The sequence below is a fragment of the Bacillus cereus group sp. N8 genome (assembly GCF_016483685.1).
Taxonomy (GTDB): domain Bacteria; phylum Bacillota; class Bacilli; order Bacillales; family Bacillaceae_G; genus Bacillus_A; species Bacillus_A proteolyticus.
In genome coordinates this window covers 1-232 of record NZ_JAEHBK010000241.1, presented here as the reverse complement: position 1 = coordinate 232, position 232 = coordinate 1, and the positions used below count along the sequence as shown (strand labels likewise).

The window sequence follows — 232 nt, the reverse complement described above, 5'->3', positions numbered from 1 at the left end:
GCCAACACGTTGCTTGTCGCTACCTTTGCTTACGATTTTAGTTGTTGCAGGTACATCAACTTCAAGACCTGCTTCCGGAGTCATTTCTACTGGATGAGAATAACCTCCGCTTAAAACAAGTTTATCTCCTTGTTTTTGAGCACGTTAACCAACACCGACTAATTCAAGTCCGCGTGCGAAACCTGCAGTTACACCTTCACCCATGTTTCCGATTAAAGAACGAGTTGTACCG

The 232-nt window shown here is 44.4% G+C and carries 1 pseudogene; it reads right to left on the bottom strand.

Going from position 1 to position 232, the window contains the following annotated elements:
- A pseudogene (locus JDS80_RS31145) lies at positions 1 to 232 on the bottom strand (50S ribosomal protein L6); the annotation flags it as partial.